This is a genomic window from Pseudomonas sp. FEN (assembly GCF_904067045.1).
Classification (GTDB): domain Bacteria; phylum Pseudomonadota; class Gammaproteobacteria; order Pseudomonadales; family Pseudomonadaceae; genus Aquipseudomonas.
Genome location: NZ_CAJFDC010000003.1, coordinates 74663 through 100076, shown reverse-complemented (window position 1 = coordinate 100076; position 25414 = coordinate 74663). Strand labels below are relative to the sequence as shown.

At 62.5% G+C, this 25414-nt stretch carries 17 protein-coding genes and 16 pseudogenes; 19 read left to right on the top strand and 14 right to left on the bottom strand.

Annotation, left to right across the window (positions count from 1 at the left end):
* Positions 1-6: 6 nt before the first annotated feature.
* A pseudogene (locus PFEN_RS05530) lies at positions 7-353 on the top strand (hypothetical protein).
* An 85-nt stretch (positions 354-438) separates the two neighbouring features.
* Here PFEN_RS05530 and trxA (PFEN_RS05525) read toward each other — a convergent pair.
* From trxA (PFEN_RS05525) to PFEN_RS05515, 3 genes and pseudogenes are all read right to left on the bottom strand, one after another.
* Positions 439-1309, bottom strand: a pseudogene (gene trxA / locus PFEN_RS05525) (thioredoxin).
* Positions 1310-1339: 30 nt separating this feature from the next.
* Positions 1340-2025: pseudogene (locus PFEN_RS05520) on the bottom strand (class I SAM-dependent methyltransferase).
* Entirely contained in the window at positions 2022-2480 is a 459-nt protein-coding gene (locus PFEN_RS05515) for a hypothetical protein (RefSeq protein WP_191485969.1), read from the bottom strand. The pseudogene PFEN_RS05520 and the gene PFEN_RS05515 overlap by 4 nt, the downstream one beginning before the upstream one ends.
* 141 nt (positions 2481-2621) lie before the next feature.
* Between PFEN_RS05515 and nrdR (PFEN_RS05510) the strand changes: the two genes are divergently transcribed.
* The 7 genes and pseudogenes from nrdR (PFEN_RS05510) to PFEN_RS30455 all read left to right on the top strand — a co-directional run.
* Entirely contained in the window at positions 2622-3086 is a 465-nt protein-coding gene (gene nrdR, locus PFEN_RS05510; protein WP_191485968.1) for a transcriptional regulator NrdR, read from the top strand.
* Positions 3083-4217 (top strand): annotated as a pseudogene (gene ribD, locus PFEN_RS05505) (bifunctional diaminohydroxyphosphoribosylaminopyrimidine deaminase/5-amino-6-(5-phosphoribosylamino)uracil reductase RibD). The gene nrdR (PFEN_RS05510) and the pseudogene ribD (PFEN_RS05505) overlap by 4 nt, the downstream one beginning before the upstream one ends.
* 45 nt (positions 4218-4262) lie before the next feature.
* Positions 4263-4926: pseudogene (locus PFEN_RS05500) on the top strand (riboflavin synthase).
* 31 nt (positions 4927-4957) lie between these two features.
* Positions 4958-6048, top strand: a pseudogene (gene ribBA / locus PFEN_RS05495) (bifunctional 3,4-dihydroxy-2-butanone-4-phosphate synthase/GTP cyclohydrolase II).
* A gap of 91 nt (positions 6049-6139) precedes the next feature.
* Positions 6140-6615 (top strand): annotated as a pseudogene (ribE, locus tag PFEN_RS05490) (6,7-dimethyl-8-ribityllumazine synthase).
* Positions 6612-7095: pseudogene (gene nusB, locus PFEN_RS05485) on the top strand (transcription antitermination factor NusB); the annotation flags it as partial. The pseudogenes ribE (PFEN_RS05490) and nusB (PFEN_RS05485), both read left to right, overlap by 4 nt.
* 28 nt (positions 7096-7123) lie before the next feature.
* Positions 7124-7723, top strand: a pseudogene (locus PFEN_RS30455) (AIR synthase related protein); the annotation flags it as partial.
* Between the two features lie 87 nt (positions 7724-7810).
* Here the strand turns inward: PFEN_RS30455 and PFEN_RS05475 are convergent.
* From PFEN_RS05475 to nrdR (PFEN_RS05445), 9 genes and pseudogenes are all read right to left on the bottom strand, one after another.
* Positions 7811-8417 (bottom strand): annotated as a pseudogene (locus PFEN_RS05475) (AIR synthase related protein); the annotation flags it as partial.
* A 17-nt stretch (positions 8418-8434) separates the two neighbouring features.
* Positions 8435-8934, bottom strand: a pseudogene (gene nusB / locus PFEN_RS05470) (transcription antitermination factor NusB).
* A pseudogene (ribE, locus tag PFEN_RS05465) lies at positions 8931-9405 on the bottom strand (6,7-dimethyl-8-ribityllumazine synthase). The pseudogenes nusB (PFEN_RS05470) and ribE (PFEN_RS05465) overlap by 4 nt, the downstream one beginning before the upstream one ends.
* Positions 9406-9496: 91 nt before the next feature.
* A complete protein-coding gene (locus PFEN_RS30970) occupies positions 9497-9589 on the bottom strand; it encodes a hypothetical protein (protein WP_263596592.1) in 93 nt (30 codons plus the stop codon).
* 7 nt (positions 9590-9596) lie between these two features.
* Entirely contained in the window at positions 9597-9824 is a 228-nt protein-coding gene (locus tag PFEN_RS30450; protein ID WP_263596591.1) for a hypothetical protein, read from the bottom strand.
* Positions 9825-10004: 180 nt separating this feature from the next.
* Positions 10005-10589, bottom strand: coding sequence for a 3,4-dihydroxy-2-butanone-4-phosphate synthase (locus tag PFEN_RS30445; RefSeq protein ID WP_224770895.1), 585 nt, complete (start codon positions 10587-10589; stop codon positions 10005-10007).
* Positions 10590-10620: 31 nt separating this feature from the next.
* Positions 10621-11280, bottom strand: a pseudogene (locus PFEN_RS05455) (riboflavin synthase).
* 45 nt (positions 11281-11325) lie between these two features.
* Positions 11326-12461: pseudogene (ribD, locus tag PFEN_RS05450) on the bottom strand (bifunctional diaminohydroxyphosphoribosylaminopyrimidine deaminase/5-amino-6-(5-phosphoribosylamino)uracil reductase RibD).
* A complete protein-coding gene (gene nrdR / locus PFEN_RS05445; protein WP_191485968.1) occupies positions 12458-12922 on the bottom strand; it encodes a transcriptional regulator NrdR in 465 nt (154 codons plus the stop codon). Before nrdR (PFEN_RS05445) ends, ribD (PFEN_RS05450) begins: the two are co-directional and overlap by 4 nt.
* 141 nt (positions 12923-13063) lie before the next feature.
* Between nrdR (PFEN_RS05445) and PFEN_RS05440 the strand changes: the two are divergent.
* The 3 genes and pseudogenes from PFEN_RS05440 (at position 13064) to trxA (PFEN_RS05430) (ending at position 15104) form a co-directional block, all read left to right on the top strand.
* Positions 13064-13518: pseudogene (locus tag PFEN_RS05440) on the top strand (hypothetical protein).
* Complete coding sequence (locus tag PFEN_RS05435) at positions 13515-14201, top strand: class I SAM-dependent methyltransferase (RefSeq protein ID WP_191485967.1); 687 nt, start codon at positions 13515-13517, stop codon at positions 14199-14201. Before PFEN_RS05440 ends, PFEN_RS05435 begins: the two are co-directional and overlap by 4 nt.
* A gap of 30 nt (positions 14202-14231) precedes the next feature.
* Complete coding sequence (trxA, locus tag PFEN_RS05430) at positions 14232-15104, top strand: thioredoxin (RefSeq protein ID WP_191485966.1); 873 nt, start codon at positions 14232-14234, stop codon at positions 15102-15104.
* Between the two features lie 85 nt (positions 15105-15189).
* Here the strand turns inward: trxA (PFEN_RS05430) and PFEN_RS05425 are convergent, their stop codons facing one another.
* A complete protein-coding gene (locus PFEN_RS05425) occupies positions 15190-15540 on the bottom strand; it encodes a hypothetical protein (protein ID WP_191485965.1) in 351 nt (116 codons plus the stop codon).
* Positions 15541-15674: 134 nt separating this feature from the next.
* On the opposite strand from PFEN_RS05425, the gene PFEN_RS05420 reads away from it, so the two are divergent.
* The 5 genes from PFEN_RS05420 (at position 15675) to PFEN_RS05400 (ending at position 19952) form a co-directional block, all read left to right on the top strand.
* Positions 15675-16283, top strand: a complete 609-nt coding sequence (locus PFEN_RS05420) for a DUF2796 domain-containing protein (RefSeq protein WP_191485964.1) — start codon at positions 15675-15677, stop codon at positions 16281-16283.
* Positions 16284-16454: 171 nt separating this feature from the next.
* Entirely contained in the window at positions 16455-17165 is a 711-nt protein-coding gene (locus PFEN_RS05415; RefSeq protein WP_191485963.1) for an ABC transporter ATP-binding protein, read from the top strand.
* A 1-nt stretch (position 17166) separates the two neighbouring features.
* Complete coding sequence (locus PFEN_RS05410) at positions 17167-18432, top strand: ABC transporter permease (protein WP_191485962.1); 1266 nt, start codon at positions 17167-17169, stop codon at positions 18430-18432.
* An 8-nt stretch (positions 18433-18440) separates the two neighbouring features.
* Positions 18441-18974, top strand: coding sequence for a DUF3299 domain-containing protein (locus PFEN_RS05405; protein WP_191485961.1), 534 nt, complete (start codon positions 18441-18443; stop codon positions 18972-18974).
* 294 nt (positions 18975-19268) lie between these two features.
* The gene (locus PFEN_RS05400; RefSeq protein ID WP_191485960.1) at positions 19269-19952 is read left to right on the top strand and encodes an OmpW/AlkL family protein; all 684 of its coding nucleotides are present in this window, start codon (positions 19269-19271) and stop codon (positions 19950-19952) included.
* Positions 19953-20066: 114 nt separating this feature from the next.
* Here the strand turns inward: PFEN_RS05400 and PFEN_RS05395 are convergent.
* Positions 20067-21224 (bottom strand): annotated as a pseudogene (locus PFEN_RS05395) (IS3 family transposase).
* Between the two features lie 704 nt (positions 21225-21928).
* Between PFEN_RS05395 and PFEN_RS05390 the strand changes: the two are divergent.
* From PFEN_RS05390 to PFEN_RS05380, 3 genes are all read left to right on the top strand, one after another.
* On the top strand, positions 21929-23293 hold the full coding sequence (locus PFEN_RS05390; RefSeq protein WP_191485959.1) for a pyridoxal phosphate-dependent decarboxylase family protein: 1365 nt from the start codon (positions 21929-21931) through the stop codon (positions 23291-23293).
* A gap of 31 nt (positions 23294-23324) precedes the next feature.
* Entirely contained in the window at positions 23325-24536 is a 1212-nt protein-coding gene (locus PFEN_RS05385) for an MFS transporter (RefSeq protein ID WP_191485958.1), read from the top strand.
* Positions 24537-24708: 172 nt separating this feature from the next.
* Entirely contained in the window at positions 24709-25215 is a 507-nt protein-coding gene (locus PFEN_RS05380) for a methyltransferase domain-containing protein (protein ID WP_191485957.1), read from the top strand.
* Positions 25216-25414 lie beyond the last annotated feature (199 nt).

Genomic DNA, 25414 nt, shown 5'->3' with positions numbered 1-25414 from the left:
GGCGGCATGGTACGAATTCGAGGCAGCATCGGCCAATGGCCGGTGGATTTGACGGTGGAGCTGGATGAGGGTGGGCGCGGCTGGGGGCGCAGTTGCAGGTGAGCGTGCCTGCCGATGCGGATGTTGCGCTGGTGGCGCCTCCGGTGAGCCAGGACGATGCCTTGTGGCGGACGGCCAGGGACCTGGTGCGTCAGGCCGGGCAGATTGATGGGCCGCAGTTGCTGGGACAGTTGGAAGGGTTGGCCGGGAGCACGGCGGCGGCCAAGCGCTTGTTGGTGCGCTTGCGCCATTGCAGCGAGATCAAGGTGCTGAGCGGGACGGATTCGCCGCTTTACAGCTGGGTCGAGGCCTGAAGGGGGGGATGTGAGAGCGGAGCTTGCCCACGAAGCTTTTGGCGGCCTTCGGGCCGCTCCAGAGCTAAAGCCTGCTCACGCAAGGTCAGTACAACGCAGCGAACAGCCGGCGACGATAGGTGGTCACCAGTGGGTGGTCGTTGCCCAACAGATCGAACACCTGCAGCAAAGTCTTGTGCGGCAGGCCTTCGCTGTAACCGCGATTGCGGATAAACAGCTTGAGCAGACCCTCCAGCGCAGCTTCGTACTGCTGGCGCGACAGCTGTTGTACCGCCAACTGATAGACCGCTTCGTCGTCCTGCGGATTTTGCGCCAGGCGCGCCTTCAGATCAGCCACCTCCGGCAGGTCGGCCGCCTGACGCAAGAAGGTCAGCTGCGCCTTGGCACCGGCCAGCGCGGCCTTGTACTCGTCGCTCTTGACCGCATCCAGTACCACCTGGGCTTCGCCCAGCTCGCCGCGCTCGGCCAGGCAGCGGCCATAGAGAATCAGCGCCTTGGCGTTACTGTTGTCTTCACCGAGCAATACCTTGAGCAGGGCTTCGGCATCGCCGATCCGACCCTCGGCGAACAGCGCCTCGGCCTGTTCCAGGGATCGGCGGCGACCGGCGGTGGCATCTGTACGTGCGGCTCAAGCATTTTGCGCACCGCCGACTCCGGTTGGGCCCCGGCGAAACCGTCCACCGGCTGGCCGTCCTTGAACAGCACCACGGTAGGCAGGCTGCGAATACCGAAACGAGCGACGATGTCCTGCTCGGCATCGCAGTCGACCTTGGCCAGCAACAGTTCGCCCTGATAGCTCTCGGCGATCTGTTGCAACATCGGCATCAATGCTTTGCAGGGCGCGCACCACTCGGCCAGAAATCCACCAGTACCGGCTTGTGGAACGAATTCTCGATCACCGACTGGTCGAAGTCAGCGGTGGTGGCGTCGAAGATGTAGGGGCTGGGCTGAGTCATTGCAATCTCGAAGAGCGTGGAATGGGGCAACTATAAAGCCTGGGCCGGATGGCCGGAAGCACGGTCGCGCTGGGCATGGTAAAGACTGACATGGCGAAACTCCTCCGGTTCCGCCAGATCCGGCAGGGTGAAGGCTTCGAGCATTTCCAGGCGTCGGTACAGCGGATGGCGGAAATCCCGAACCCGCGAATCCGCCACCAGCGCTTCCCGACCCCGGCTGAGGAATTGATCGAGCAAGGGCAGGTTCTCCCGGTCATACAGAACATCCGCCACCAGGATCAGGTCGAAACGATCGCTCTCGGCGAAGAAATCCTCGCTGTAACCCAGTTCCACCCCATTGAGCGCCGCATTCGCCCGGCAGGCCGCCAGCGCCAGCGGATCAAGGTCGCAGGCCACCACTTCCAGCGCCCCGGCGCGGGCCGCGGCAATTGCCGCCACGCCCGAGCCGGCGCCGAAGTCCAGTACCCGCTTGCCCGCCACCCACTGTGGCTGTGCCGCCAGGTAGCGGGCCATGGCCAGGCCGCTGGCCCAACAGAAACTCCAATAGGGCGGTTCATGCAGAATTCGCCGGGTTTCCTCCGGGGTAAAGCGCGGTCCATGTTGTGCGCGTCGATCAGCCATAACCGCAGCGCGGTCCCTGGCAATGAACACGCCACCAGTCGCGCATCGCCCAGCAGCTCGCTCAAGGACTGTTGCAGGTCCGTCGGTGCGCTCATGGGGCGGTAAAGAATTGCAACTGGCCGAGGACCTGAGAGGTCGGCTCGGTGATGGTCCGCGCCGGCAGATGCAGGATCAACTGCCCGGACTGGCTGGCCCGCCCGCGCAATTCCACCCGGCTGCCCAGCGGGAACACCTCCGGGTTGAAGCGCAGGTGGAACGGCAGCGCCTGGCCGGTGCCTCTGATCCTGCTGCTGGCCAGCAACTGCTGCGGTCGACCGCGCTCGTCGATCACCAGCAGCGCCAGTTCCGCTTCCGCGCCCGCTGGCACACCCAGCAAGGTGCCGCTCAATTCACGCTGAAACGCGGGCAACGGACCGAGTTCTTCATAGGGAGTGACCGGTTTACTCGTCTGTTGCTGGACCGGGGCCTGCGGGACAGGCTTGGGCGGCGGGCTGCCGCAAGCAGCCAACAGGCCGGCGAGACTGAGCAAAACAAGCGGTCGTACTGACATGAACAGCTCCAACTCAAGGCGAAATACGCTGCATCTATAGGGATAAAAGGTAGTCGGGCGACTGTATACCGTAAAGCCTATGGCTTGTCTTGCGACGGGGATGCGCTACCATGGCCCTCCCATTTTTTGTTGCCTGCCACCATGCACTGTCCCTTCTGCGGTGCCAACGACACCAAAGTCATCGACTCGCGTCTGGTCGCCGAGGGCGAACAGGTGCGCCGCCGGCGCGAATGCCTGGCCTGCGGTGAACGTTTCACCACCTTCGAGACCGCCGAACTGGTCTTGCCACGCCTGATCAAACAGGACGGCAGCCGCCAACCCTTCGACGAAGACAAACTTCGCGCCGGCATGCAGCGCGCGCTGGAAAAGCGCCCGGTCAGCGTCGAGCGCCTGGAAGCCGCGCTGGTGCATATCAAGCACAAGCTGCGGGCCACCGGCGAGCGCGAGGTCAAGTCGCTGGTTGTCGGCGAGCTGGTGATGAGCGAGCTGCAGAAGCTCGACGAAGTCGCCTATATCCGTTTCGCGTCGGTCTATCGCCGCTTCCAGGACCTCAATGAGTTCCGCGAAGAGATCGACCGTCTCGCCCGCGAGCCGGCCAAGGAATGAGCCTTTCGACCGAGCAGGCCGTCCTCGACGCCCACTACATGGCCCGAGCCCTGGAGCTGGCCCGCAAGGGCCGCTACTCGACCCACCCGAACCCTCGGGTCGGCTGTGTGATCGTGCGGGCCGGCGTGGTGGTCGGCGAAGGTTGGCACGTGCGCGCCGGCGAACCCCATGCCGAGGTGCATGCCTTGCGCGAGGCCTGAAAACGCCCGCGGCGCCACGGCCTACGTGACCCTTGAACCGTGCAGCCATTTCGGTCGCACGCCACCGTGCGCCGACGCCCTGGTCAAGGCCGGCGTGGCGCGGGTGGTCGTGGCCATGCAGGACCCCAACCCGGAAGTCGCCGGCCGTGGCCTCAAGCGTCTGGCCGATGCCGGTATCGCCGTGCACAGCGGCGTGCTGGAAGGCGAAGCCCGGGCGCTCAACCAGGGCTTCCTCAAACGCATGGAGCATGGCGTGCCATTCGTGCGGGTCAAGCTGGCGATGAGCCTGGATGGCCGTACCGCCATGGCCAGCGGCGAAAGCCAGTGGATCACCGGTCCAGAGGCGCGTTCCGCCGTGCAGCGCTTGCGCGCCCAGGCCAGCGTGGTGCTGACCGGCGCCGACAGCGTGCTGGCGGACAACGCGCGGATGACCGTGCGCCCGCCGAGCTGGGCCTCGACCCCGAACTGACGGCCCTGGCCGAACGCCCCCCCCCTGCGGGTGCTGATCGACGGTCGGCTGCGGGTGCCACTGGAGGCGGCGTTTTTCACGGTGGGGCCGGCGCTGGTGGTGACCTGCACCCCAGGCGCCAGCGAACGCTATCGGGCCCTGGGCCATGAACTGCTGGAAGTGCCCGCTGCCGATGGTCACGTTGACCTGCGCCGCGTGCTCACCGAACTGGCCGCCCGTGGCGTCAACGACGTGCTGGTCGAGGCCGGCCCGCGCCTGGCGGGCGCCTTTGCCCGGCAAGGACTGGTGGATGAATACCAATTGTTTGTCGCTGGTCAGTTTCTCGGCTCCACGGCGCGTCCATTGTTGGACTGGCCATTGGCGCGGATGAGCGAGGCGCCGCGGCTGAAAATCATCGAAATGCGCGCAGTCGGCAGTGACTGGCGAGTCACCGCGATACCTGATCCGACACCCGGCGTATAATTTTCGGCTTGCGCCACGCGCGGGCCTGTTCTCGAGGAGGACTTCATGTTTACCGGCATCATCGAATCCATCGGCAGTATCCGTGCCCTCAACCCCAAGGGCGGTGACGTTCGCGTCTACGTGGAAACCGGCAAGCTGGACCTGGCCGACGTCAAGCTCGGCGACAGCATCGCGGTGAACGGCGTCTGCCTGACCGCTGTCGAGCTGCCGGGCGATGGCTTCTGGGCCGACGTCAGCCGTGAAACCCTGGACTGCACCGCCTTCAACCAGTTGAAAGCCGGCAGCCGGGTCAACCTGGAAAAAGCCCTGACCCCGACCACGCGCCTGGGTGGACACCTGGTCAGCGGCCATGTCGACGGCGTCGGCGAAAGTCGTCGCCCGTGAAGAAAACGCCCGGCCATCCAGTTTCGCATCCGTGCGCCGAAAGACCTGGCCAAGTACATCGCCCACAAGGGCTCGATCACCGTCGACGGCACCAGCCTGACGGTCAACGCGGTGAACGGCGCCGAGTTCGAACTGACCATCGTCCCGCACACCCTGGCCGAAACCATCATGGCCGACTACCGTCCCGGTCGTCAGGTCAACCTCGAAGTCGACCCTGCTGGCCCGTTACCTGGAGCGTCTGCTGCTGGGCGACAAGGCCGCGGAACCATCAAGCGGCGGCATCACCGAAAGTTTCCTGGCCGCCAACGGCTACCTCAAATCCTGAAACTCAATTTTTGAAAGAAGGGGGGTGCCGCGTGGCGCTCAACACGATTGAAGAACTGGTCGAAGACATTCGCCAAGGCAAGATGGTCATCCTCATGGATGACGAAGACCGTGAGAACGAAGGCGACCTGATCATGGCCGCCGAATGCTGCAAGGCCGAACACATCAATTCATGGCCAAGCACGCCCGTGGCCTGATCTGCATGCCCATGAGCCGCGAGCGTTGCGAACTGCTCAAGCTGCCGCTGATGGCGCCGCGCAACGGTTCCGGCTTCGGCACCAAGTTCACCGTGTCCATCGAGGCCAGCGAAGGGGTGACCACCGGTATCTCCGCCGCCGACCGCGCGCGTACCGTGCAAGCGGCGGCCGCCAAGGACGCCAAGGCCGAAGACATCGTCAGTCCCGGTCACATCTTCCCGCTGATGGCCCAGCCCGGCGGTACCCTGGCCCGTGCCGGCCACACCGAAGCGGCCTGCGACCTGGCGCGCATGGCCGGTTTCGAGCCGAGCGGGGTGATCTGCGAAGTGATGAAACGACGACGGCACCATGTCCCGTCGCGCCGAACTGGAAACCTTCGCCGCCGAGCACAGCATCAAGATCGGCACCATCGCCGACCTGATCCACTACCGGATGATCCACGAACGTACCGTTCAGCGGATTGCCGAGCACCACTGGACAGCGAACTGGGGCAATTCACCCTGGTGACCTATCGTGATTCGGTGGAAGGCGATGTGCACATGGCCCTGACCCTGGGCAGCTTCTGCGCCGAAGAGCCGACCCTGGTGCGGGTGCACAACATGGACCCGCTGCGCGACCTGTTGATGGTCAAGCAACCCGGGCGCTGGAGCCTGCGCGCCGCCATGGCCACGGTGGCCGAGGCCGGCAGCGGCGTGGTGCTGTTGCTGGGGCACCCGCTGGACGGCGACGTGCTGCTGGCGCATATCCGCGAGACCGCCGAGCAGGTGCCGGCGAAAAAACCGACCACCTACAGCATTGTCGGGGCCGGTTCGCAGATCCTGCGTGACCTGGGCGTGCGCAAAATGCGCCTGATGAGTGCGCCGATGAAGTTCAATGCGATATCCGGTTTCGACCTGGAAGTAGTAGAATACGTGCCCTCCGAATAAAGACTGGCTGCTCGCGGCCCTTGATTCGCGGTTCAAATATCCCTGAGGGGCGCGTACTAGGCGCGCCCCGGCTCTTTAAGAGAATTGTCGAATGACCCTGAAGACCATCGAAGGTACCTTCATCGCCCCCAAAGGCCGCTACGCCCTGGTGGTCGGCCGCTTCAACAGCTTCGTCGTCGAAAGCCTGGTGAGCGGTGCCGTTGACGCCCTGGTTCGCCACGGTGTCAGCGAAAGCGACATCACCATCATCCGTGCGCCTGGCGCCTTCGAGATCCCGCTGGTGCACAGAAAGTCGCGCAGAAAGGCGACTTCTCGGCGATCATCGCCCTCGGCGCGGTCATTCGTGCGGTACCCCGCACTTCGAATACGTGGCCGGCGAATGCACCAAGGGCCTGGCCCAGGTCTCCATGGAGTTCGGCGTGCCGGTGGCCTTTGGCGTGCTGACCGTCGACTCCATCGAGCCAAGCCATCGAGCGTTCCGGCACCAAGGCCGGCAACAAAGGCGCCGAAGCCGCCCTTTCCGCCCTGGAAATGGTCAGCCTGCTGGCGCAATTGGAGGCTGTGTGATTAGCGACGAAAGCGATCGTTTCAACCCGCGCGATCCGAAGCCCGAAGGCGCCGGCAAGCCCTCAAGAGCGTCAAGCGTCGCGAAGCCCGTCAACTGGCGACCCAGGCGCTGTACCAGTGGCACATGGCCAAGCAGTCGCTGAACGAAATCGAGGCGCAGTTCCGGGTCGACAACGATTTCAGCGATGTCGACGGCGCGTACTTCCGTGAAATCCTCCACGGCGTCCCGCAGTTCAAGAGCGAGATCGACACGGTCCTCAAGCCGTGCCTGGACATCGAGATCGAAGAGTTGGACCCGTTGACTGGCGGTGTTGCGCCTGTCCACCTGGGAACTGCTCAAGCGCGTTGACGTGCCCTACCGCGTGGTGATCAACGAAGGCATCGAACTGGCCAAGTCTACGGTTCCACGATGGTCACAAGTTCGTCAACGGCGTGCTCGACAAGCTGGCGCCGCGCCTGCGTGAAGCTGAAGTGAAGGCGTTCAGCGCTGATCCGCGCTTACCTTTGCATGGGCGAGTTCGAGCTGATCCGCAATTTCTTCGCCGCCGCGCCCTGTGCGCAGGCCGGCGAGGGCGTTGCCCTGGCATCGGCGACGACTGCGCTCTGCTCAGCGTCCCCGCCGGGGAGCAATTGGCGATTTCCACCGACACCCTGGTGGCCGGTGTGCACTTTGCCGACCCCTGCGACCCTTTCCTGCTCGGCCAGCGCGCGCTGGCCGTGGCCGCCAGCGACCTGGCCGCCATGGGCGCCACACCCCTGGCCTTTACCCTGGCCCTGACCTTGCCGCACAACGACGCCAGTTGGCTGCAAGCCTTCGCCCACGGCCTGAACCTGATGGCGCAACACTTGACTTGCGCCTGTGGCGGCGACACCACCGTGACGCTGTGCCGACGCTGACGGTGTTGGTCGGGTGCCGACGGGCAGGCCTTGACCCCGGCCGCAGTCGGCGCCTGCTGTGTGTCGGCGCGAGTTGGGCCAATGCGCGGCGCCTTGCCGCTGTGCTGGGGCAGCGTACGGCGGAGCCGGCGATTGCCGAGCCGCTGCTGGAGCACTACTGGTCGCCCAAGCCCAATTGGCACTGGGTCAGTTCTTGCGCAACAAGGCGACCCGCACGAACGCCGGGCTCGGCCGATTGGCGCATATGCGCGGCATCCGCTCGGTTAGGTGGCCACGAGCCATGCCCTGTCGCCGTGCGGGTCCGCTTGTTGCGCAAGAACTGACCCAGTGCCAATTGCGGTTGGGCGACCAGTAGTGCTCAGCAGCGCTCGGCAATCGCCGGCTCCGCCGAGCTGCCCCAGCACCAGCGGCAAGGCGCCGCCGCATTGCCCAACTCCCGCCGACACACAGCAGGTCGCCGACTGCGCGCCGCCGCGGGTCAAGGCCTGCCGTCGGCACCCGACCGAACACCGTCAGCGTCAGCACAGCGGTCCACGGGGTGTCGCCGCCCACCAGGCCAAGGCACAGTGTTGCGCCATCAGGTTCAGGCCGTGGGCGAAGGCTTGCAGCCAACTGGCGTCGTTGTGCGGCAAGGTCAGGGCCAGGGTAAAGGCCAGGGGTGTGGCGCCCATGGCGGCCAGGTCGCTGGCGGCCACGGCCAGCGCGCGCTGGCCGAGCAGGAAAGGGTCGCAGGGGTCGGCAAAGTGCACACCGGCCACCAGGGTGTCGGTGGAAATCGCCAATTGCTCCCCGGCGGGGACGCTGAGCAGAGCGCAGTCGTCGCCGATGCCCAGGGCAACGCCCTCGCCGGCCTGCGCACAGGGCGCGGCGGCGAAGAAATTGCGGATCAGCTCGAACTCGCCCATGCAAAGTCAAGCGCGGATCAGCGCTTGAACGCCTTCACTTCAGCTTCACGCAGGCGCGGCGCCAGCTTGTCGAGCACGCCGTTGACGAACTTGTGACCATCGGTGGAACCGTAGACCTTGGCCAGTTCGATGCTTCGTTGATCACCACGCGGTAGGGCACGTCAACGCGCTTGAGCAGTTCCCAGGTGACAGGCGCAACACCGCCAGCTCAACCGGGTCCAACTCTTCGATCTCGATGTCCAGGCACGGCTTGAGGACCGTGTCGATCTCGCTCTTGAACTGCGGGACGCCGTGGAGGATTTCACGGAAGTACGGCGCCGTCGACATCGCTGAAATCGTTGTCGACCCGGAACTGCGCCTCGATTTCGTTCAGCGACTGCTTGGCCATGTGCCACTGGTACAGCGCCTGGGTCGCCAGTTGACGGGCTTCGCGACGCTTGACGCTCTTGGAGGGCTTGCCGGCGCCTTCGGGCTTCGGATCGCGCGGGTTGAAACGATCGCTTTCGTCGCTAATCACACAGCCTCCAATTGCGCCAGCAGGCTGACCATTTCCAGGGCGGAAAGGGCGGCTTCGGCGCCTTTGTTGCCGGCCTTGGTGCCGGAACGCTCGATGGCTTGCTCGATGGAGTCGACGGTCAGCACGCCAAAGGCCACCGGCACGCCGAACTCCATGGAGACCTGGGCCAGGCCCTTGGTGCATTCGCCGGCCACGTATTCGAAGTGCGGGTACCGCCACGAATGACCGCGCCGAGGGCGATGATCGCCGAGAAGTCGCCTTTCTGCGCGACTTTCTGTGCCACCAGCGGGATCTCGAAGGCGCCAGGCGCACGGATGATGGTGATGTCGCTTTCGCTGACACCGTGGCGAACCAGGGCGTCAACGGCACCGCTCACCAGGCTTTCGACGACGAAGCTGTTGAAGCGGCCGACCACCAGGGCGTAGCGCCTTTGGGGGCGATGAAGGTACCTTCGATGGTCTTCAGGGTCATTCGACAATTCTCTTAAAGAGCCGGGGCGCGCCTAGTACGCGCCCCTCAGGGATATTTGAACCGCGAATCAAGGGCCGCGAGCAGCCAGTCTTTATTCGGAGGGCACGTATTCTACTACTTCCAGGTCGAAACCGGATATCGCATTGAACTTCATCGGCGCACTCATCAGGCGCATTTTGCGCACGCCCAGGTCACGCAGGATCTGCGAACCGGCCCCGACAATGCTGTAGGTGGTCGGTTTTTTTCGCCGGCACCTGCTCGGCGGTCTCGCGGATATGCGCCAGCAGCACGTCGCCGTCCAGCGGGTGCCCCAGCAACAGCACCACGCCGCTGCCGGCCTCGGCCACCGTGGCCATGGCGGCGCGCAGGCTCCAGCGCCCGGGTTGCTTGACCATCAACAGGTCGCGCAGCGGGTCCATGTTGTGCACCCGCACCAGGGTCGGCTCTTCGGCGCAGGAAGCTGCCCAGGGTCAGGGCCATGTGCACATCGCCTTCCACCGAATCACGATAGGTCACCAGGGTGAATTGCCCCAGTTCGCTGTCCAGTGGCTGCTCGGCAATCCGCTGAACGGTACGTTCGTGGATCATCCGGTAGTGGATCAGGTCGGCGATGGTCCGATCTTGATGCTGTGCTCGGCGGCGAAGGTTTCCAGTTCGGCGCGACGGGACATGGTGCCGTCGTCGTTCATCACTTCGCAGATCACCCCGCTCGGCCTCGAAACCGGCCATGCGCGCCAGGTCGCAGGCCGCTTCGGTGTGGCCGGCACGGGCCAGGGTACCGCGGGCTGGGCCATCAGCGGGAAGATGTGACCGGGACTGACGATGTCTTCGGCCTTGGCGTCCTTGGCGGCCGCCGCTTGCACGGTACGCGCGCGGTCGGCGGCGGAGATACCGGTGGTCACCCCTTCGCTGGCCTCGATGGACACGGTGAACTTGGTGCCGAAGCCGGAACCGTTGCGCGGCGCCATCAGCGGCAGCTTGAGCAGTTCGCAACGCTCGCGGCTCATGGGCATGCAGATCAGGCCACGGGCGTGCTTGGCCATGAAGTTGATGTGTTCGGCCTTGCAGCATTCGGCGGCCATGATCAGGTCGCCTTCGTTCTCACGGTCTTCGTCATCCATGAGGATGACCATCTTGCCTTGGCGAATGTCTTCGACCAGTTCTTCAATCGTGTTGAGCGCCACGCGGCACCCCCCTTCTTTCAAAAATTGAGTTTCAGGATTTGAGGTAGCCGTTGGCGGCCAGGAAACTTTCGGTGATGCCGCCGCTTGATGGTTCCGCGGCCTTGTCGCCCAGCAGCAGACGCTCCAGGTAACGGGCCAGCAGGTCGACTTCGAGGTTGACCTGACGACCGGGACGGTAGTCGGCCATGATGGTTTCGGCCAGGGTGTGCGGGACGATGGTCAGTTCGAACTCGCGCCGTTCACCGCGTGACCGTCAGGCTGGTGCCGTCGACGGTGATCGAGCCCTTGTGGGCGATGTACTTGGCCAGGTCTTTCGGCGCACGGATGCGAAACTGGATGGCCCGGGCGTTTTCTTCACGGGCGACGACTTCGCCGACGCCGTCGACATGGCCGCTGACCAGGTGTCCACCCAGGCGCGTGTCGGGGTCAGGGCTTTTTTCCAGGTTGACCCGGCTGCCGGCTTTCAACTGGTTGAAGGCGGTGCAGTCCAGGGTTTCACGGCTGACGTCGGCCCAGAAGCCATCGCCCGGCAGCTCGACAGCGGTCAGGCAGACGCCGTTCACCGCGATGCTGTCGCCGAGCTTGACGTCGGCCAGGTCCAGCTTGCCGGTTTCCACGTAGACGCGAACGTCACCGCCCTTGGGTTGAGGGCACGGATACTGCCGATGGATTCGATGATGCCGGTAAACATGAAGTCCTCCTCGAGAACAGGCCCGCGCGTGGCGCAAGCCGAAAATTATACGCCGGGTGTCGGATCAGGTATCGCGGTGACTCGCCAGTCACTGCCGACTGCGCGCATTTCGATGATTTTCAGCCGCGGCGCCTCGCTCATCCGCGCCAATGGCCAGTCCAACAATGGACGCGCCGTGGAGCCGAGAAACTGACCAGCGACAAACAATTGGTATTCATCCACCAGTCCTTGCCGGGCAAAGGCGCCCGCCAGGCGCGGGCCGGCCTCGACCAGCACGTCGTTGACGCCACGGGCGGCCAGTTCGGTGAGCACGCGGCGCAGGTCAACGTGACCATCGGCAGCGGGCACTTCCAGCAGTTCATGGCCCAGGGCCGATAGCGTTCGCTGGCGCCTGGGGTGCAGGTCACCACCAGCGCCGGCCCACCGTGAAAAACGCCGCCTCCAGTGGCACCCGCAGCCGACCGTCGATCAGCACCCGCAGGGGGGGGCGGCGTTCGGCCAGGGCCGTCAGTTCGGGGTCGAGGCCCAGCTCGGCGGGGCGCACGGTCATCCGCGCGTTGTCCGCCAGCACGCTGTCGGCGCCGGTCAGCACCACGCTGGCCTGGCGCGCAAGCGCTGCACGGCGGAACGCGCCTCTGGACCGGTGATCCACTGGCTTTCGCCGCTGGCCATGGCGGTACGGCCATCCAGGCTCATCGCCAGCTTGACCCGCACGAATGGCACGCCATGCTCCATGCGTTTGAGGAAGCCCTGGTTGAGCGCCCGGCTTCGCCTTCCAGCACGCCGCTGTGCACGGCGATACCGGCATCGGCCAGACGCTTGAGGCCACGGCCGGCGACTTCCGGGTTGGGGTCCTGCATGGCCACGACCACCCGCGCCACGCCGGCCTTGACCAGGGCGTCGGCGCACGGTGGCGTGCGACCGAAATGGCTGCACGGTTCAAGGGTCACGTAGGCCGTGGCGCCGCGGGCGTTTTCAGCGGCCTCGCGCAAGGCATGCACCTCGGCATGGGGTTCGCCGGCGCGCACGTGCCAACCTTCGCCGACCACCACGCCGGCCCGCACGATCACACAGCCGACCCGAGGGTTCGGGTGGGTCGAGTAGCGGCCCTTGCGGGCCAGCTCCAGGGCTCGGGCCATGTAGTGGGCGTCGAGGACGGCCTGCTCGGTCGAAAGGCTCATTCCTTGGCCGGCTCGCGGGCGAGACGGTCGATCTCTTCGCGGAACTCATTGAGGTCCTGGAAGCGGCGATAGACCGACGCGAAACGGATATAGGCGACTTCGTCGAGCTTCTGCAGCTCGCTCATCACCAGCTCGCCGACAACCAGCGACTTGACCTCGCGCTCGCCGGTGGCCCGCAGCTTGTGCTTGATATGCACCAGCGCGGCTTCCAGGCGCTCGACGCTGACCGGGCGCTTTTCCAGCGCGCGCTGCATGCCGGCGCGAAGTTTGTCTTCGTCGAAGGGTTGGCGGCTGCCGTCCTGTTTGATCAGGCGTGGCAAGACCAGTTCGGCGGTCTCGAAGGTGGTGAAACGTTCACCGCAGGCCAGGCATTCGCGCCGGCGGCGCACCTGTTCGCCCTCGGCGACCAGACGCGAGTCGATGACTTTGGTGTCGTTGGCACCGCAGAAGGGACAGTGCATGGTGGCAGGCAACAAAAAATGGGAGGGCCATGGTAGCGCATCCCCGTCGCAAGACAAGCCATAGGCTTTACGGTATACAGTCGCCCGACTACCTTTTATCCCTATAGATGCAGCGTATTTCGCCTTGAGTTGGAGCTGTTCATGTCAGTACGACGCTTGTTTGCTCAGTCTCGCCGGCCTGTTGGCTGCTTGCGGCAGCCCGCCGCCCAAGCCTGTCCCGCAGGCCCGGTCCAGCAACAGACGAGTAAACCGGTCACTCCCTATGAAGAACTCGGTCCGTTGCCCGCGTTTCAGCGTGAATTGAGCGCACCTTGCTGGGTGTGCCAGCGGGCGCGGAAGCGGAACTGGCGCTGCTGGTGATCGACGAGCGCGGTCGACCGCAGCAGTTGCTGGCCAGCAGCAGGATCAGAGGCACCGGCCAGGCGCTGCCGTTCCACCTGCGCTTCAACCCGGAGGTGTTCCCGCTGGGCAGCCGGGTGGAATTGCGCGGGCGGGCCAGCCAGTCCGGGCAGTTGATCCTGCATCTGCCGGCGCGGACCATCACCGAGCCGACCTCTCAGGTCCTCGGCCAGTTGCAATTCTTTACCGCCCCATGAGCGCACCGACGGACCTGCAACAGTCCTTGAGCGAGCTGCTGGGCGATGCGCGACTGGTGGCGTGTTCATTGCCAGGGACCGCGCTGCGGTTATGGCTGATCGACGCGCACAACATGGACCGCGCCTTTACCCCGGAGGAAACCCGGCGAATTCTGCATGAACCGCCCTATTGGAGTTTCTGTTGGGCCAGCGGCCTGGCCATGGCCCGCTACCTGGCGGCACAGCCACAGTGGGTGGCGGGCAAGCGGGTACTGGACTTCGGCGCCGGCTCGGGCGTGGCGGCAATTGCCGCGGCCCGCGCCGGGGCGCTGGAAGTGGTGGCCTGCGACCTTGATCCGCTGGCGCTGGCGGCCTGCCGGGCGAATGCGGCGCTCAATGGGGTGGAACTGGGTTACAGCGAGGATTTCTTCGCCGAGAGCGATCGTTTCGACCTGATCCTGGTGGCGGATGTTCTGTATGACCGGGAGAACCTGCCCTTGCTCGATCAATTCCTCAGCCGGGGTCGGGAAGCGCTGGTGGCGGATTCGCGGGTTCGGGATTTCCGCCATCCGCTGTACCGACGCCTGGAAATGCTCGAAGCCTTCACCCTGCCGGATCTGGCGGAACCGGAGGAGTTTCGCCATGTCAGTCTTTACCATGCCCAGCGCGACCGTGCTTCCGGCCATCCGGCCCAGGCTTTATAGTTGCCCCATTCCACGCTCTTCGAGATTGCAATGACTCAGCCCAGCCCCTACATCTTCGACGCCACCACCGCTGACTTCGACCAGTCGGTGATCGAGAATTCGTTCCACAAGCCGGTACTGGTGGATTTCTGGGCCGAGTGGTGCGCGCCCTGCAAAGCATTGATGCCGATGTTGCAACAGATCGCCGAGAGCTATCAGGGCGAACTGTTGCTGGCCAAGGTCGACTGCGATGCCGAGCAGGACATCGTCGCTCGTTTCGGTATTCGCAGCCTGCCTACCGTGGTGCTGTTCAAGGACGGCCAGCCGGTGGACGGTTTCGCCGGGGCCCAACCGGAGTCGGCGGTGCGCAAAATGCTTGAGCCGCACGTACAGATGCCACCGCCGGTCGCCGCCGATCCCCTGGAACAGGCCGAGGCGCTGTTCGCCGAGGGTCGGATCGGCGATGCCGAAGCCCTGCTCAAGGTATTGCTCGGTGAAGACAACAGTAACGCCAAGGCGCTGATTCTCTATGGCCGCTGCCTGGCCGAGCGCGGCGAGCTGGGCGAAGCCCAGGTGGTACTGGATGCGGTCAAGAGCGACGAGTACAAGGCCGCGCTGGCCGGTGCCAAGGCGCAGCTGACCTTCTTGCGTCAGGCGGCCGACCTGCCGGAGGTGGCTGATCTGAAGGCGCGCCTGGCGCAAAATCCGCAGGACGACGAAGCGGTCTATCAGTTGGCGGTACAACAGCTGTCGCGCCAGCAGTACGAAGCTGCGCTGGAGGGTCTGCTCAAGCTGTTTATCCGCAATCGCGGTTACAGCGAAGGCCTGCCGCACAAGACTTTGCTGCAGGTGTTCGATCTGTTGGGCAACGACCACCCACTGGTGACCACCTATCGTCGCCGGCTGTTCGCTGCGTTGTACTGACCTTGCGTGAGCAGGCTTTAGCTCTGGAGCGGCCCGAAGGCCGCCAAAAGCTTCGTGGGCAAGCTCCGCTCTCACATCCCCCCCTTCAGGCCTCGACCCAGCTGTAAAGCGGCGAATCCGTCCCGCTCAGCACCTTGATCTCGCTGCAATGGCGCAAGCGCACCAACAAGCGCTTGGCCGCCGCCGTGCTCCCGGCCAACCCTTCCAACTGTCCCAGCAACTGCGGCCCATCAATCTGCCCGGCCTGACGCACCAGGTCCCTGGCCGTCCGCCACAAGGCATCGTCCTGGCTCACCGGAGGCGCCACCAGCGCAACATCCGCATCGGCAGGCACGCTCACCTGCAACTGCGCCCCCAGCCGCGCCCAGTCACCCTCATCCAGCTCCACCGTCAAATCCACCGGCCATTGGCCGATGCTGCCTCGAATTCGTACCATGCCGCCCACCTCGCTATACAGGCGCCCATGCTCCCACGCGTCACCCGACACGCCAAGTCAGTGGCCGAACCCGGGATAAAATGTTATAAGATCACATAACAAAACACCCTCGTTGCCGTTCCCGGAGAAACGCCATGCGCCACCTGCTGCTCGCCCTGCCTTTTGCCTTGCTCCCGCTGGTTGCCGCCCAAGCCCATGAAGCACACGAACATGGCAGCCTCGGTGCCCACGAGCACGGTGTGGGCCGGCTGAACGCGGCGCTGGACGGCCAGACCCTGGAACTGGAACTGCAAAGCCCGGCAATGAACCTGGTGGGCTTCGAACACCCGGCCAGCAGCGATGCCGACAAGGCCAAGGTGGCCAGCGTGCACGCCTTGCTGGAGAAGCCGCTGGAGCTGTTCAACCTGCCGAAAGCCGCCGGTTGCGTGGTGGCCAACCAGAAGCTGGAAAGCCCGCTGTTCGGCGACCCGGCACCTGAAGAAGCCGATGACGATGATGACGATCACGCCCCTGAAGCCGCCGCAACCACGCCGGCCGCCGGTGCCGAACACCACCACGACCACAGCGAGATCCACGCCCACTACCAGTTCACCTGTGCCACCCCGGCGGCGCTGAAGACCCTGGAACTGGGCCAGGTGTTCAAGACATTCCCCGCCACCCACAAGATTCAGGTGCAGTTGATTTCCGGCAGTGGCCAACAAGGGGTTGACGCCACGCCAGAGGCTGCCACCCTGAAGTTCTGATCCATCGCCATCCTTGTTGGAATGGCGCTTATCTGTGCGAGCGGAGCTTGCCCGCGAAAGGGACGACGCGGTGCTTCAGAGACACCGAGTTGATCCCCTTCGCGGGCAAGCTCCGCTCCCACAGATGAACAGCGTCCCCACAAAGAGCCCACCACCTGTGAATCGGCCTTTATGACCCAAGCACTTATCGAACTGTCCGACCTGAGCTTCAACTGGCCCGGTCATCCGCAGTTGCTGGACATTCCGGCGTTCCGCCTGGAACCGGGCGAAACGCTGTTCCTCAAGGGCCCCAGCGGCAGCGGCAAGACCACCTTGCTCGGTCTGTTGGGCGGGGTGCAGAAGCCCAATCGGGGTAGCATCCGCTTGCTCGGCCAGGAACTCACCGAACTGGGCGCCGGGGCTCGCGACCGCTTTCGCGTCGACCACACCGGCTACATTTTCCAGCAGTTCAACCTGCTACCGTTTCTCTCGGTGCGCGAGAACGTCGAGCTGCCTTGTCACTTTTCCAAACTGCGCGCCAGCCGTGCGATCCAGCGCCACGGCAGCGCCGACCAGGCCGCCGCGACCCTGCTCGCCCACCTCGGTCTGAGCGACCCGGCCCTGCTCGAACGCCGCGCCGACTCGCTGTCCATCGGCCAGCAACAACGGGTTGCCGCCGCCCGCGCGCTGATCGGCCAGCCGGAGCTGGTGATCGCCGACGAGCCGACCTCGGCGCTGGACTACGATGCCCGCGAAGCCTTTATCCGCCTGCTGTTCGCCGAATGCCGGGAAGCCGGTTCCAGCCTGCTGTTCGTCAGCCATGACCAGAGCCTGGCACCGCTGTTCGACCGTCACCTGTCGCTGTCCGAATTGAATCGCGCGGCCACGCCCGCGGAGGTCTGAGATGTATCTGTTTCGTCTGGCCCTGGCCAGCCTGGCCAACCGCCGCTTCACCGCCCTGCTCACGGCCTTCGCCATCGCCCTGTCGGTCTGCCTGTTGCTGGCGGTGGAGCGCGTGCGCACCGAAGCCCGCGCCAGCTTCGCCAGTACTATCAGCGGCACCGACCTGATCGTCGGCGCCCGCTCGGGCTCGGTGAACCTGCTGCTGTACTCGGTGTTCCGGATCGGCAACGCCACCAATAACATCCGCTGGGACAGCTTCGAGCACTTCGCCAGCAACCCGAAAGTGAAGTGGGCAATCCCGATGTCCCTCGGCGACTCCCATCGCGGCTACCGGGTACTCGGCACCAGCGAGGCCTATTTCGAGCACTACCAGTACGGCCACCAGCAGAGCCTGCAACTGGCCGAAGGTAGGCCCTTCGCCACGGATCCGTTCGAGGTGGTGCTTGGCGCCGAGGTGGCGGACGCGCTGCATTACAAGCTCGGCGACAAACTGGTGCTGGCCCATGGCGTGGCCGCCGTCAGCCTGGTCAAGCACGACGACAAGCCCTTCACCGTGGTCGGCATCCTCAAGCGCACCGGCACGCCGGTGGATCGCACGCTGCATATCAGCCTCGGCGGCATGGAGGCGATCCACATCGACTGGCAGAACGGCGTGCCGGCCCATGGCGCCGGACGTATCAGTGCCGATCAGGCGCGCAACATGGACCTGACGCCACAAGCCATCACCGCCTTCATGCTTGGCCTGAACAGCAAGGTCTCGACCTTCGCCCTGCAACGCGAGATCAACGAGTTTCGTGGCGAGCCGATGCTGGCGATCCTGCCGGGCGTGGCCTTGCAGGAACTCTGGAGCCTGATGGGCACGGCGGAAAAGGCGCTGTTCGTGGTCTCGCTGTTCGTGGTGCTGACCGGTTTGATCGGCATGCTCACGGCGATCCTCACCAGCCTCAACGAACGCCGCCGGGAAATGGCGATCCTGCGTTCGGTGGGCGCGCGGCCTTGGCATATCGCCAGCCTGCTGGTGCTGGAAGCCTTTGCCCTGGCGTTGTCCGGGGTGGTGGCCGGGGTCGGCCTGTTGTACTTGTGTATCGCCTTGGCCCAGGGTTATGTGCAATCGAACTACGGGTTGTACCTGCCACTGTCGTGGCCGAGCGAATATGAATGGACGCTACTCGGCGGTATCCTCGTCGCCGCCCTGTTGATGGGCGGCGTGCCGGCGTGGCGCGCCTATCGACAGTCCCTGGCCGACGGCCTGTCCATCCGTTTATGAGTGTTGCGATGAAGAACAAAGTCCTGGCTGGCCTGCTGCTGGCGTTGTCCGTGGTGACCGCCACGCCGTTGTGGGCAGCTGACAAACCGAGGGAGCTGGCCTGGCAGGACATGATTCCAGCCGATGCGCCGCCGGAAGTGCCGCAGATGACGCCGCTGCATGATCTGTCGAAACTCGGCAGCATGAACCCCGAAGCGGCGCCGGCGGCCAAGCAGTCGCTGCCCGATGCGCCGGTGGTCAAGGCACTGGACGGCCAGCATGTACGCCTGCCGGGGTATATCGTGCCGCTGGAAGTGAACGAGGAAGGTCGGACCACGGAGTTTCTGCTGGTGCCGTATTTCGGCGCCTGCATTCATGTGCCGCCACCGCCATCGAACCAGATCGTGCATGTGACCAGTGAGCTGGGAGTCAAGCTCGATGAGCTGTACCAGCCGTACTGGATCGAGGGCGACATGCAGGTCAAGCCGAGCACCAGCGACCTGGCGGATGCGGGGTACAGCATGGCGGCACAGAAGATCTATGTGTACGAACTGCCCGAGTGAACCCTGTCGCTCTGCGGTGACTGGGTGGGCCTCTTCGCGGGCAAGCTCCGCTCCCACAGGTTTTGAGTCGAGCCTGAGCCTTGTGTCCGACCGAGCCTCTGTGGGAGCGGAGCTTGCCCGCGAAGAGGTCGACAGGGGCAGTGCAAAAGTTCCTGCCCCACCCCGACTATTGCCGTTTCATTGAGCTGGATCAATGATCGGCCCTGCTGTTCATTGAGCTGAGTCAAAAGCCGACCCTGCCCGCTCTTTACCATTGGACCCAGTGAATTTGAACCGTCCTTTGGAGCCCCCCCAATGCACAAGTCCCTGTTCAGCGCCTCTCTCGTAGCGCTCGCCCTTGCCGCCCCTCTTGCACAGGCCCACCAGGCCGGTGATTTCATCGTCCGCGCCGGTACCGCCACCGTTGCCCCGAACGACAGCAGCGGCGACCTGAAACTCGACGGCGCAAAAGTCTCCGGCACCAAGGCCACGGTGGACAGCGATACCCAGCTGGGTCTGACCTTCGCCTACATGTTCACCGACCATATCGGTCTGGAACTGCTGGCTGCCTCGCCTTTCCATCATGAAGTAGCCGTCAAGGGCCTCGGCGCGTCGTTGGACGGCAAGCTGGCGGATGTCAAGCAACTACCACCGACCCTGTCGCTGCAGTACTACCCGATGGATGCCAGCTCGAAGTTCCAGCCTTACGCCGGTGTCGGTATCAACTACACCATGTTCTTCGGTGAAGACCTGACCGCCAAGCGCAGGAGCGAAGGCTTCAGCAATATGAAGCTGCAAAACTCGGTGGGTCTGGCCGGTCAACTGGGCTTCGACTACATGCTCACCGACCGCATGCTGGTCAACGCTTCGGTCTGGTACATCGACATCGACACCAAAGCCACCATCGACGGCCCAACCGCCTTGGGCGTAGGCCAGACCAAGGTCGATGTGAAGGTTGATCCGTGGGTCTACATGGTCGGTATCGGCTACAAGTTCTAGGTTATACCTAAGACATATTTGTTAAGTTGTAAAATTAAGGCCCTGTTTTACAGGGCCTTTTCCGTTTTTCCGTTTGTCGGTTTCTTACAATGGAGTTTTATCTATGTGTAGTGGTCAACTGATCCCGGACACGACGTTAAGTTTTTTCTCGGCCTGAGCTGGTGCCAGCCCATCGCTGAATTGGTGTGGCCGGATCCAGTTCTACCGATGCATCAGATAATGACTGATGTCTCGGTGTGCTTCTTGAGCCGTCATGTAGCCCACGGTCGGTATCCACTCGGTTTTCAAGCTTCGAAAGACACGCTCCATCGGCGAGTTGTCATAGCAGTTACCCCGGCGACTCATGCTCTGGCGCATGTGGTACCGCCAGAGTCGCTGGCGAAGCTGGCGGCTGCCATATTGGGCGCCCCCTGATCCGAATAGAACAGCAGCCCTTGAGGCTTGCCGCGTTGCTCATAAGCCATGTCCAGGGCTTTGATCACCAGATCTGCGTCCGGTTCACCTGATAATGCCCACCCCACAACTCGGCGTGCGAAGAGGTCCATGACGACTGCCAGGTAATGCCATTTCCCTTGCGCGCAAATGTACGTGATATCGCAGCACCAGACCAGGTTGGGCGCGAGCACATCGAACTCTCGATTCAAAATATTCGGAATATCGGGCCGCTCGACTGTCGCTTTTCTGTAGGCATACGAGCCCGGTTGTTTGCTGACTAAGGCCAGCTCCCGCATCAGACCGCGCACCTTGAATCGACCGATTTGCTCGCCGTCTTCCTGCAACATTGAGGCAATGCTACGGCAGCACTTCGACTTTGCGTGAACAGTTCGTTGACACGACTGCGTAATCTGACCAGCTCCACATCCGGAGTTCGGCGCCTGAGGCGATGGCTGTAGTAACACGAGCGAGGCACACCAAAAGTCTCGCACAGCAACTCTACCGACTCATGAGCGCTTAGCTGATCAATCAGCGCGTGCGCTCGTGTTCTTCCGACATTAAAAGCGCTGTGGCCCTTTTTAAAATGGATTTCTCCCGTTCAAGGCGAGCGATCCGAGCTTCCAGCTCCAGGATTTTCTGCTGCTCAGGCGTCAACGCCTTGCTCTGTGGAGTAACCCCATTGCGTTCCTGCTGAAGCTGGTTCACCCAGCGACGCAACGCAGACTCGACCATCCCGAGGGAGCGGCTGGCTTCAATATGGCTATAGCCTTGATCGAGCACGAGGCCTGCGGCCTCGCGTTTGAATTCAGCGGAAAAGGAACGACGTTGCGTGGTCATCAGACACCTCTATCTAGCGAGCATTCTCGCCTAAATGGGTGTCCGGTCTGGTAGGGGCAAGTCCAGATTGAGCGTGCGCCTTGCACCCGTAATCGGCGTATCTGTCTATCCCCACGCCAAGCAGCGAGCATCGCAAGGAGCCGGTATTCAATCAGCGTGTCGGATTCTGCGCTGAAGCGGTAAAAGGTGAGCCGTTTAGACTCTTTGCAGCTAGAGCTGGGCGACGCTGGTCGTGAACCAGGAGGCCATTTTCCGTTGCTGAAGCCAGTGACTCAGTATTGCTGACAAGCTTCTTGCGTAGCAGCTTTATGGTAAGCGCTCGTGTTTCAGTTTTTTGAAGGCTTGTCAATTTTTTACAAAATAGCTTTTAAAGTGCTTCGCGTGGTCTGGAGTACGGAGTACGAGCGCTCATGATTTTAAAAAAATCTTTATAAAACAACATATTAATGTGTTTATTTAAAGTTCAGCATCGAAGCGGTGCCGTGACGCGCGTGGGTCGAGATCAAAGGTCATCATGAAGATATAAAGAATTTTATTTTGGAGGCTGTTGGTCACTAATTTTTTTTGGTATATGTAGCTAATGGATCCAATCCAGGAACATGTCGCTATAAGGAAATAGTGGGGGCCGTGCAAAACGGTCGCCTTTTGCCAAAGGATGGGGTAATGAACAGTTTTTTGCTGATGAGGCCGCTCTGCCAGAACTCATGGCGGAAGTAAGCGATATCGCACTCGAGTTTCTCAGTCAAAGCCGTCACGGCACCGTTGTAGATGTCCAGCAGAAAACGCGCACGCTGTGCGAGACCATGCCTGAAGAAGGTATTGGTGCGCTGGCAGCGTTGCGCGACTATTGGGAATCGTATGGCGACCAGCACACTCGTAGTACCGGACCACGCTATTTCGGATTTGTCACCGGTGGAACCACGCCTGCGGCGCTTGCTGGTGATTGGTTGGTTTCGGTGTTGGACCAGAATGTTGCTACGGAACGACATTCGGTAGCAGCCTACGTTGAGGCCCAGACGCTGAACTACGTTGCCGACCTTTTGCGCCTGCCGAGTGCTGAATTTCATGGCATTCTGACTACCGGTGCTACAGCGGCCAACTTAGTCGGGCTGGCTGCGGCCCGGGAGTGGTGCGGTGAGCAGGCGGGTATGAGCGTATCGCAGCAGGGGCTTTGCTCAGCACCGGCGATCGCGGTGTTCTGTGCAGCACCGCATTCCAGCATCATCAAGGACCTCGGTTTGCTGGGTATTGGTCAGCGTAACTTCAAGGCCGTCGCCTGCCTGACCGATCGAGAAGTGTTTGACCTGTCGGCCCTGGAGCGCGAACTGGCGGCTTGCGAGGCGCCCGGCCGGATCGTTATCGCCAGTGCCGGAACCGTGAACAGCGGCGATTTTGATGACCTGGTAAGCCTTTCCCAGCTGTGCCGCAGGTACAACGCCTGGCTGCATGTTGATGCTGCCTTCGGTGCCTTCGCCAGGTGCTCGGATCGCTACGGGCATCTGGTCGAGGGGCTGGAATTGGCCGATTCGATCACCGCCGATGCCCACAAATGGCTGAACGTTCCCTATGACTGCGGAATTGCCTTCACCCGTCACGTTGCCTTGCATGAGCGGGCATTCTCCGCCGACGCGCCTTACGTGCCGATGGAGGGACAGTTGCCCGCGTTCATGAACAGAGGGGTAGAGCAATCCAGACGCTATCGGGCGCTTCCCCTCTGGATGACGCTTAAAGCTTATGGAAAGTCCGGATATCGGAGCCTGATCGAGAGCCATTGCGACTACGTCAAGGCGATCGCCCAATGGATAGTCGACAGTTCGTCCTACACGCTGCTATGCGACATTCGGTTGAACGTTCTGGTATTTCGGCACGAGCCGCAGGACAGCTCCTACGGGACTCGCCAGGAACTAAATCGGCAACTCATTCGGCGGCTAAACGAAAGTGGCGAAATGTTCATCACGCCAACTACCTACCGCGGCGAATTTGCCTTGCGTCTGTCAATCAGCAATTGGATGACGCGTAGCGAGGATGTCGACCGAGTGATAAATGCATTCAGAACTGCAGCGAGTTGATAGTCGCACATACAATTATAAGGAGAACACGATGTCCTCGGTATCCGATGCAAGCCAAGTGCCTGCCAATAGGCTGTTCGGCACCTTTTGCCTCAGCAGCTACCTACTTTCATTGTCATATGGAACGACCTTCCTGTTGGCCATGATGCTCAGGGCTCACGGGGGCAGCGAGTCCGATGCGGGCTCTGTCATTTCCGTCGCGATGGTCAGCACCTTCCTGGCTGTGATCTTTTCCGGCCACTTGACCGATCTGATTGGCGCGCCGAGGGCGATCGCCGCCGGCGCGGTGTTTCTGGCTGCCGCCTGCCTCGGGTTTGCCGCAGTACCAGCATTCGGCAACTTGATGCTGCTGTTCGGCCTGTTGCTCGGGTTCGGTTGGGGAGTGTTCTACACACTGGGGCCAATCATCGTGGCGATGATCATCGAGCCAGCGCGGCGAGTTAAGTATTTCGCGCTGCTGTCGGGCAGTATGATGTCAGGGATCGGCACCGGGCCCCTGGTCGGCCGGGCGTCCGAGGCGCTCGGCTATCCCGTCGAGGCGGCTTTCGTCGTGGCCGCGGTCGCAAGCCTCCTGGGAGGCTCGCTATTCTTGCTGATGGGTCCGCGTATCCAGCATCAGCAGGCCAAGCTCGGACCCGTTACCGTATGCAAAATTACCCCTGCTGCGGCTCGTTCGGTGCTCGGTTCCAAGGCCGCCTTCGCGATCCTTATGGTAGGGCTGGGCGGTGCCATCTTCGGTGGACTTTCCAGTTTCCAGACGTCCTATGCCACGCTCAAGCATCTGGACTATTCGCTATTCTTCATCGGGTTTATGTCCGCTGCGATTTCCTGTCGGTTGCTGATCGCAGGCTTTATCGTCAAACGCGACCCCTACGTGACGTCCTGTATCCTGACGGCATTGATGGTGTTGTCAGTGCTGATGTTTATGTTCGCGGTCGACAGTTTCGTGACCTACTTGCTGGCGGCTATCGTCCTCGGTGTCGGCTATGGCCTGACCTATTCGGTCATCAACGGGTTGGCGGCAAATGAGGCGCCGGCGGGCCAGACTGCCCAGTCCTTGGTACTGTTTAGCCTTGCCTACTTCGTAGGGGTATTCGGCTTTCCATTGCTCGCCGGCAGGGTGATCGTACATTCTGGTATTCCGGCGCTGTTATCCCTAATCCTCGTCATTGCTCTGGCCAACTGGTCCATCACCCTCGGACGCCTAGTGTGGCGTAGGGTGAGTGTGCCTGCACTGGCCTGAGCCAGCCCTGCAAGGCCGGACAGCCCTCCGGCAATCTAAGTAAGTTCTAAACGTTCAGCGAGTGTTGGAGACAAGCAGAGCTTGTACTCCGGCGCTCCGCTCATCTTCGCCTGCTGTTTGTGAAGAGATTGGACGTAATCGTTTTTTTGTATCTGTCTGAGGATAACTAAAGATGCAAATCCAAACTGTTGCGCAACAACTATTGGAAACGGTGGGGGATGGCGTTCAGACACGCAATGCCGCGTGGTCGTTCGGTGGTTTGACCCCCAAGCACTTCGACGCTCACGTTTCAAAGTCAGTGCCTAAATACAATGAAGGGCATGAGATCGTGTTGTCACTCAGCGATTTCTTCGTAAAAAGCGATAGTACTTGCTACGAGCTGGGAAGTTCGACCGGTGCGCTGACCCGAAAACTCGCCAAGCGCCATGGCACTTCGGTGCAGTGGGTAGACATTGACGTCGAAGGGGCCATGACCGAACAGGCCCGAGAATTGCTGGAGGGCGATCCGCTGGAGAACGTCAGTTTCGTCACCGACGATATTCTGACCTTCAACTATGTAAATAGTGATTTTATCGTCGTTTACTACACTGTCCAGTTCGTGCCGCCGCGCATTCGCCAGGCAGATACCTCTCGCGATGCGTACTGGGTGGCGCTAGCGCTTAGCCACTTACCTCGTTGAACACGCCCTCTGCGTCGCTGATCTTTTTTGCTCGCATCTTCGCTAGCGGCACAACCACCAAGGTATTAGCTGTTATCCAGCTCATTGCGGATCAGCTTGGGGAAGATCGCTCGATTAACTGTCAGAGCCCCAAGAGCGAGGCTACTTTGTAAAGTTTCCCGTCAGAATTTCAGTAGTACTTTACAAAACCTGATAGAAA